The sequence below is a fragment of the Nonomuraea composti genome (assembly GCF_012034275.1).
Taxonomy (GTDB): Bacteria; Actinomycetota; Actinomycetes; order Streptosporangiales; family Streptosporangiaceae; genus Nonomuraea; species Nonomuraea composti.
On the sequence record NZ_JAATEP010000029.1, the window covers coordinates 142,594 to 149,568 of the forward strand.

General features: G+C 72.1%; 8 protein-coding genes. 3 read left to right on the top strand and 5 right to left on the bottom strand.

The window, feature by feature from the left end:
• Positions 1 to 26 precede the first annotated feature (26 nt).
• From HCN51_RS34500 to HCN51_RS34520, 5 genes are all read right to left on the bottom strand, one after another.
• On the bottom strand, positions 27 to 1,040 hold the full coding sequence (locus HCN51_RS34500; RefSeq protein ID WP_168015387.1) for a hypothetical protein: 1,014 nt from the start codon (positions 1,038 to 1,040) through the stop codon (positions 27 to 29).
• The gene (locus HCN51_RS34505; RefSeq protein ID WP_346433889.1) at positions 1,037 to 1,366 is read right to left on the bottom strand and encodes a PadR family transcriptional regulator; all 330 of its coding nucleotides are present in this window, start codon (positions 1,364 to 1,366) and stop codon (positions 1,037 to 1,039) included. Before HCN51_RS34505 ends, HCN51_RS34500 begins: the two co-directional genes overlap by 4 nt.
• A 32-nt stretch (positions 1,367 to 1,398) precedes the next feature.
• Positions 1,399 to 2,172, bottom strand: a complete 774-nt coding sequence (locus HCN51_RS34510; RefSeq protein ID WP_168015388.1) for an SDR family oxidoreductase — start codon at positions 2,170 to 2,172, stop codon at positions 1,399 to 1,401.
• Positions 2,173 to 2,236: 64 nt separating this feature from the next.
• Positions 2,237 to 3,376: an acyl-CoA dehydrogenase family protein gene (locus HCN51_RS34515; protein WP_168015389.1), complete on the bottom strand. Its 1,140-nt coding sequence runs from the start codon at positions 3,374 to 3,376 to the stop codon at positions 2,237 to 2,239.
• On the bottom strand, positions 3,363 to 3,977 hold the full coding sequence (locus tag HCN51_RS34520; RefSeq protein WP_168015390.1) for a flavin reductase family protein: 615 nt from the start codon (positions 3,975 to 3,977) through the stop codon (positions 3,363 to 3,365). The genes HCN51_RS34515 and HCN51_RS34520 overlap by 14 nt, the downstream gene beginning before the upstream one ends.
• 140 nt (positions 3,978 to 4,117) lie before the next feature.
• Here HCN51_RS34520 and HCN51_RS34525 point away from each other — a divergent pair, with 140 nt between their 5' ends.
• From HCN51_RS34525 to HCN51_RS34535, 3 genes are all read left to right on the top strand, one after another.
• Positions 4,118 to 5,281: a thiolase C-terminal domain-containing protein gene (locus tag HCN51_RS34525; protein ID WP_346433890.1), complete on the top strand. Its 1,164-nt coding sequence runs from the start codon at positions 4,118 to 4,120 to the stop codon at positions 5,279 to 5,281.
• Positions 5,281 to 5,715, top strand: coding sequence for a Zn-ribbon domain-containing OB-fold protein (locus tag HCN51_RS34530; protein ID WP_168015391.1), 435 nt, complete (start codon positions 5,281 to 5,283; stop codon positions 5,713 to 5,715). The genes HCN51_RS34525 and HCN51_RS34530 overlap by 1 nt, the downstream gene beginning before the upstream one ends.
• An 806-nt stretch (positions 5,716 to 6,521) precedes the next feature.
• Positions 6,522 to 6,975, top strand: a 454-nt coding sequence (locus HCN51_RS34535) for a GntR family transcriptional regulator (RefSeq protein WP_346433891.1), incomplete at its 3' end; no start/stop codon positions are given.

The following is a 6,975-nucleotide window of genomic DNA, read 5'->3' on the forward strand; positions in this document are numbered from 1 at the left end:
CCCGATCTTTCCCTGACCGGGCCGAGTCAGGGTCGCACTGGTGCGGGCCTGGGCCTCTGGGACATAGCCCGTACCTCGGCGCCGCCCGTCGCCACCGCGAGCGTGCCCAGCAGCGCGCACTGGACGGCGACCGTGGGCCACAGCGCGTCGGGCAGGGTGTCCAGCAGGGGCAGCCGGGTCGCCAGCAGGACCAGCCCGGTGGCCGACAGCGCCAGCGCCCACGACGGTGAGCGGCGGCGGGCCAGCACGACCACCGAGGCCGCCGCCCACACGGGGACCGCCGCGCCGTGGTCGAGCCACAGGAAGTACCACAGCGGCTCGGTCGCGTCCGCCGCGATCAGCAGCGTCGTCACCCCCATCAGCGCCGCGCCCGCCGTTACCGGCGCCAGGGCGAGCGCCCACGGCCGCCGCCGGTGCACGACGCCGCCGTGGAAGCCGATCAGCAGCGCGAGCGGCGGCAGCAGCACGAACGCCAGGTTCGCCACGTCCTGAAGCGGCGCGAAGCGGTCCGGGCCGCCCAGCACGAGCGGCAGGACGGAGTAGCCCAGCGTGGGCACGAGCCCGAGCAGCGCCGCCGCCTTCGCCGCCCGCACGTGACCGCGCATGATCGTGACGAACGCGAGGATCGACAGGACGGATGCCGCCAGGTCGCCGATGAAGCTCAGCCGCTCGGCCGACTCCGGCGCCCCCGCCACGGACAGCTCGGCCCCGTACCCGGCGACGCGGATCAGCCCGGCCGTCGCGAAGGCGGCCAGCGTGCCCATGCCCAGCAGCGCGACCAGCCGCACCGCCTCTCCCCGGGCGACCTGCCCGGGAGTGGCGCCGGCCCCGCCCAGCCGCACCCGCGTCGACAGCGCGAGCACGCTTCCGATCTCGCCCCAGCGGGGCCGCGGGTTCACCTCGTCGGGGACCTCCCCGGACATCTCCATGAACGCGGCCACCATCTCCTCCTCGCGCTCGGCGCGGTAGGAGGCGGGCAGCAGCCGCAGGATCGCCCGGTAACGCCGCTCCAGCAGCCCCATGCCTTCGTGGTGGTTCACGCGGCGCCTCCGGCCGTCCTCGTGCGCAGCCGGGCGGTGGCGGTGGCGGCGGTGGCCGCCATCCTGGCGGCCTCCTCCTGGAGCGCGCGGGCGCCCTCGTCGGTGAGCCGGTAGTAGCGCCGCAGCCGCCCCTGCTGCGCCTCCTCGCGGTCGAGCGCGACCAGCCCGGCGCCGGAGAGCCGGTCGAGCACCCCGTAGAGCGTGCCGATCTTGAGCTGGACGCGCCCTTCGGACAGCCGGTCGACCTCCTGGACGATCCCGTAACCGTGCCGCGGCTCGTCCACCAACGCGGTCAGCGCCAGGAACATGGGCTCCGTCATATTCATACGCCCACGATATCGTGTCTCCCAAGATATCGTTAGGGGTGCTGGGAGGAGACCGACACCACTTCCCCGGTCATGTACGACGCGTAGTCGCTGGCCAGGAAGACGATCACGTTCGCCACCTCCCACGGCTCCGCCGACCGCCCGAACGCCTCCTTGGCCGCCAGCTCCGCCAGCAGCTCCTCGCTGGTCACCTTCGCCAGGAACGGATGCACGGCCAGCGACGGCGCCACCGCGTTCACCCGGATCCCGTGCTCGGCCGCCTCCATCGCCACGCACCTGGTCAGCGCCATCACCCCGGCCTTGGCCGCCGCGTAGTGCGCCTGGCCCCGCTGGGCCCGCCAGCCGACCACGGAGGCGTTGTTGACGATGGCGCCGCCGCCCTGGGGGATCATGTGCCGCAGAGCCGCCCTGGTGCAGCGCATGGTGCCGGTCAGGGTGACGTCGATGACCGCGTGCCACTGCTCGTCCGTCATGCCGGCCAGCTCGGCCGTACCGCCGAGGCCGGCGTTGTTGACCAGCACGTCCAGCCGGCCGTGCGCCCGCACGACCGCCTCGAACAGCTCGGCCACCTGCGCCTGCGCGGTCACGTCGCACGGGACGGCGAGCGGCTTGACGCCGGTGAGCTCGGTCAGCGATTCCGCGGCGGCGGCCAGGCGGCGCTCGTGCCGGTCGGAGAGCACGACCGTGGCGCCCTCCTCGGCGCACCGCCTGGCCGTGGCGTAGCCGATGCCCGCCCCGGCGGCGGCCGTGACCAGCGTGACCTTGCCGTCGAGTAGCCCGTGGGCCTTCGGGTACGGCGGTGACATCGGCGGCTCCGTTCAGTGGCTCCGTTCAGTGGCTCCGTTCAGTGGCTCCGTTCAGTGGCTCCGATCAGCGGGGCAGACCGAGGGTGCGTTCGGCGATGATGGTGCGCTGGATCTCGCTGGAGCCGGCGTAGATGGTGTCGGCCCGGCTGAACAGGTAGAGCCGCTGCAGCTCGCCGAGCGTGCCGTCGTCGCCCGCGACCAGCCCGGCCCGGCCCTGCACGGCCTGCGCCAGCTCGCCCAGCCTGCGGTGCCACTCCGACCAGTAGAGCTTGGTGATCGACGCCTCGGGGCCGGGGCGGGAGTCAGGGCTGGGGCGCAGCACACGCAGCGCGTTCAGCCGCATGATCTCCAGCTCCAGCCACGCCCGCACGATCCGGTCGCGCAGCACCGGGTCGTCGATCGCGCCGGTGCGCCGCGCGGCCGCGATCACCTCGGCCAGCTCCCGCCTGAACCCGATCTGCTGCCCGAGCGTGGACACGCCGCGCTCGTACCCGAGGGTGGCCATGGCGACCCGCCACCCGTCGCCGGGCGCGCCGAGGATGTTGCCGGCCGCCGTGCGGGCGCCGTCGAAGAACACCTCGTTGAACTCGGAGGTCCCGGTGAGCTGGACGATCGGGCGGACCTCGACGCCCGGCTGCCGCATGGGCACGAGCAGGTACGACAGGCCGCGGTGCCGCTGCGAGCCCTCCTCGGTGCGGCACAGGGCGAAGCACCAGTCGGCCCACTGCGCCAGCGACGTCCACACCTTCTGGCCGGTGATCACCCATTCGCCGCCTTCGAGGCGGGCCCTGGTGCGGACGCCGGCCAGGTCGGAGCCGGCCTCCGGCTCGGAGTAGCCCTGGCACCACAGCTCGTCGCCACGCTGGACGGGCGGCAGGAAGCGGTCCTTCTGCTCGGCGGTGCCGAAGTCGAGGATGGTCGGGCCGATGAGTCCTTCGCCGATGAGGCCGAGGCGGGCGGGCGCGCCGGCCCTGGCGTACTCCTCGTGGAAGGCGACCTGGTCGCCGATGGAGGCGGCGCGGCCGCCGTAGCGGCGCGGCCAGCCCAGGCAGGTCCAGCCGTGCGCGCCGAGGTGGCGCTCCCACGCCCGGCGCAGCTCGTACGCCTCGTGCTCGCGCCCCGGCCCGCCCAGCCCCCTGGCCCCGGCGAACTCGCCGCTCAGGCTCTCCTCCAGCCAGGCCCGCGCCTCCTCACGAAGGCTCAACAAAGCCTCCGTAGCCGCCGCGGAAGAACACCAGCGGCCCGCCTTCGGCGTGCGTGTCGAGCTGCAGCACCCGGGCCACCACGATCAGGTGGTCGCCCGCCGGGTGCTCGGCCTCGACGGCGCAGTCGAGCCAGGCCAGCGCGCCTTCGAGCACGGGGTTGCCGCCGGGGGAGACCGTCCAGGCGAGGCCGGCGAACTTGTCGCCGCCCTTGGTCGCCAGCTGCGCGCACACGGCCTGCTGGTGCTCGGCCAGCACGTTCACGGTCATGGCCTTGGCGCCGCGCAGCCTGGGCCAGCTCGTGCTGGTGTAGGCCACGCAGAAGGCGACGAGGGGCGGGTCGAGCGAGACGGAGGTGAAGGAGTTGGCGGCCAGGCCGCACGGCTGCCCGTCCATGGGGTCGACGGCCGTGATCGCCACCACGCCGGTCGCGAACCGGCCGAGCACCTGCCGGAAACGGCGGCTGTCGAGCTGGCCGTTCTGGCTGTGCTGCGAGTGCCCCGTCGGCATGGTGGCTCCGTTGCGAATCCTGCTGCGCTGATGGGGCGTCGGAAGGCTGCGGCAGCCGTCCGGCGCGATCAGCCGGGCAGCGTGTGTGCTCATGGTCCGCCTCCTCGATCCGCCGAATGACCTCATCTTACCAAGCGCTTGCTTGGACGGTAGGGGGAACGCGGAAAAGGTGTCAAGTCGTCCTCCCGGACCTGCGTTGACAGGCCGGAAAGAGCCTGCCTACCGTGACGCATGTGCCCAAGCGCTTGCTTGAATTCACCGACCGGACCGCCATCGCCGGCGTCGGCTACACGCCCTTCTCCAAGGACTCCGGCGTCAGCACCCTGACCCTGGCCTGCCGCGCCGTGCTCGCCGCGCTGGAGGACGCCGGCCTGACCCCCGACGAGGTGGACGGCCTGGCCACCCACCGCGTCGGCGACTCGGCCCCGCCCACCCTCGTCGGCCCCGCCCTGGGCCTGAGCGACCTGTCCTGGCACCTCGACCAGTTCGGCGGCGGCAGCGTCTCCCACGCCGTCGTCGGCCAGGCCGCGCTCGCCGTCGCGGCGGGCCTGGCCGAGGTCGTCGTCTGCTACCGGGCCATCAACGCGCGCTCGGAGTTCCGCATGGGCGGCACCGGCCGCGGCGCGCCCGCGAGCCCCGAGGTGCAGTACCAGGCCCCGTACGGGTACGTGGCGCCGCCCCAGCAGTTCGCCATGTACGCCCGCGCCCACATGCTCCGCTACGGCACCACGGCCGAGCACTTCGGCGCCCTGGCCGTCACCCAGCGCGCCAACGCCGCCAAGAACCCGCGCGCCCTCATGCGCACCCCCATCACCCTCGACGACTACCTGGCCAGCCGCTGGATCGCCGAGCCCTTCCGCCTCCTGGACTGCTGCCTGGAGACCGACGGGGCCTGCGCCGTCGTGGTCACCACGGCCGAGCGGGCCCGCTCGCTGCGCCGCCACCCGGTGCTCATCTCGGCCGCGGCGTGGGGCGGCGGCACCTCCCACCTGTCGTGCGACGACCCCACGGTGACGGCCGCCGCCGCCCTGGCGCCCCGCCTGTACGCGCAGGCCGGGCTCGGGCCGGCCGACATCGACGTGGCCGAGCTGTACGACTGCTTCACCTACTCGGTGATCGTGCAGCTGGAGGACTACGGGTTCTGCCCCAAGGGCGAGGGCGGCCCGTACGTGGCCTCGGGCGCCACCGCCCTGGACGGCGCGCTGCCCGTCAACACGCACGGCGGCTTCCTGTCGGAGGGCTACGTCCACGGCGTCAACCACATCGCGGAGGCGGTCTCCCAGCTCAGGGGCGAGGCCGGGGACCGCCAGGTGCCGGGCGCCGGGGTGGCGCTGTCCACGGCGCAGCCCGGCTACGTCCTGCCCGCCACCTCCGCCCTGATCCTGAGGAGGGCGTGATGCCCGGCTACCGTCCCGAGCCGGACCGTGACTCCCGTGCCTGGTGGGATCGGCTCGCCCGGCACGAGTTCGCGGTACAGGAATGTGACGCCTGCGGCACTCTTCGCTTCCCTCCGCGGGCGTTCTGCGCCGCCTGCCGCCAAGAGGGCTGGCACTGGCGCGAGACGGTCCCCGAGGGGACGGTTGAGAGCTGGATCGTCAGCCGTCGGCCCTTCGTTCCCGGGCATCGCGATCCATACCTAGTGGTAATGGTTCGTTTGACGGCCGTCCCGGGGGCTCTGGTGTATGGAAACTGGCGGGCGGAGCGTCACCCGGAGGCGGGGGAGCGGGTGCGCGGCACGTTCACGCAGGTGGACGAGGAGCTGACGGTTCTGGATTGGGCGCCGGAAAGCCGCATCGCCATCCGGTCCGATGGAAATTCTCCCGCTCGTTGACCTTGGCCCCGGAATTGGATTGGTACCGGAAAATCCCACCAGTCCCACCATCACGAAGCAGCCCCCAGGCCGGCCTTCGAGGGTCGATGATGTGTGACAGAAGGCGTTGTCGGGATGGACGGCGCGGACTTGGCGGCAGACGTGAGCGGTACGCAGACGAGGGCGGACGTGACCGGCAGGTCGCGGGATCCGCCCGCAGGCAAAGAAAAAGCCCCCATCGGGAGCGATGGAGGCGCGAGGCGCTGGCCGGTGCTTGGAGGAGAGCGCGTCCTGGCGGGCGTGGGGGACCCGCCAGGACGCGCTTCCTGCCCCGCGTGCGACGGCACCAGGACTCCGGCGAGGGATGGAGTCCTAGGCCGTTGACTCGCACACGGAGTCGATGGGGGAGCGCGAAGGCTCCGGTCGCCGGCGACGTGCGGCGATGCGATGAGCTGCACCGACCGGGTCATCAAAGCGATGCGTGACGGGGGCGCCACCCTCCTTGTTCCCGACAAAGGATCCGTCGTCGCACCGCACGGTCAGCTCGATGGGCATCGATGGCTCGGGCACGCCGTCGCTCCGGCAGGTGTGGGTGAACCCCTGGCGAGTCAACGCGTAACGCAGTAAACGTGTTGCTTCGCGGGGGTCATGCCAGGGCAGGTATGGCGTACCCGTGCGGACCGGCAACACTGGCCTTCACCCCCTCACCGGCCTTTAGATGGATTTGTACCAACGAATGGATGATGGGCCGGTGGAGGCGGTTCGGTCAAGGGGTTGTGGCCTGCTAGAACCAGATCGTCTAAATTGTTGGAACAAAAGGGGTGAAAGTGGCAAGGTCGGTGCTGTATCAGCAGGTGGCTTCGGAGTTGCGACGAGCCATCTACTCGGGTGTCCTCGGCCCCGGGGCGCAGCTGCCGACCGAGGCGCAGCTCATGGAAGACCATGGGGTGAGCAGGAACACGGTGCGGCTGGCCCTCGGCGAACTCGTCAATGAGGGGCTGGTCACGCGCACGCCGCGGCGCGGCACCGTGGTCAGAGACCGCAGACCGCTGCTGATCTACCCGCAGCGGGAGCTGGAGCCGCAACCCAGCGGGGAACTGCGCGAGGCGTTCGCCTACGCCGTCGGGCAGGAAGGCCGGGCCCCCAGCCAGTACATCGAGGTGCTGACGGTGTCTCCCGTCGAGGAGATCGCCAGCAGGCTGGAGCTGGCCGACGGGGAATTGGCGGTGGTGAGACGCCGTCTGCGTTTCGTGGACGGACAGCCGTACAACACCAACGATT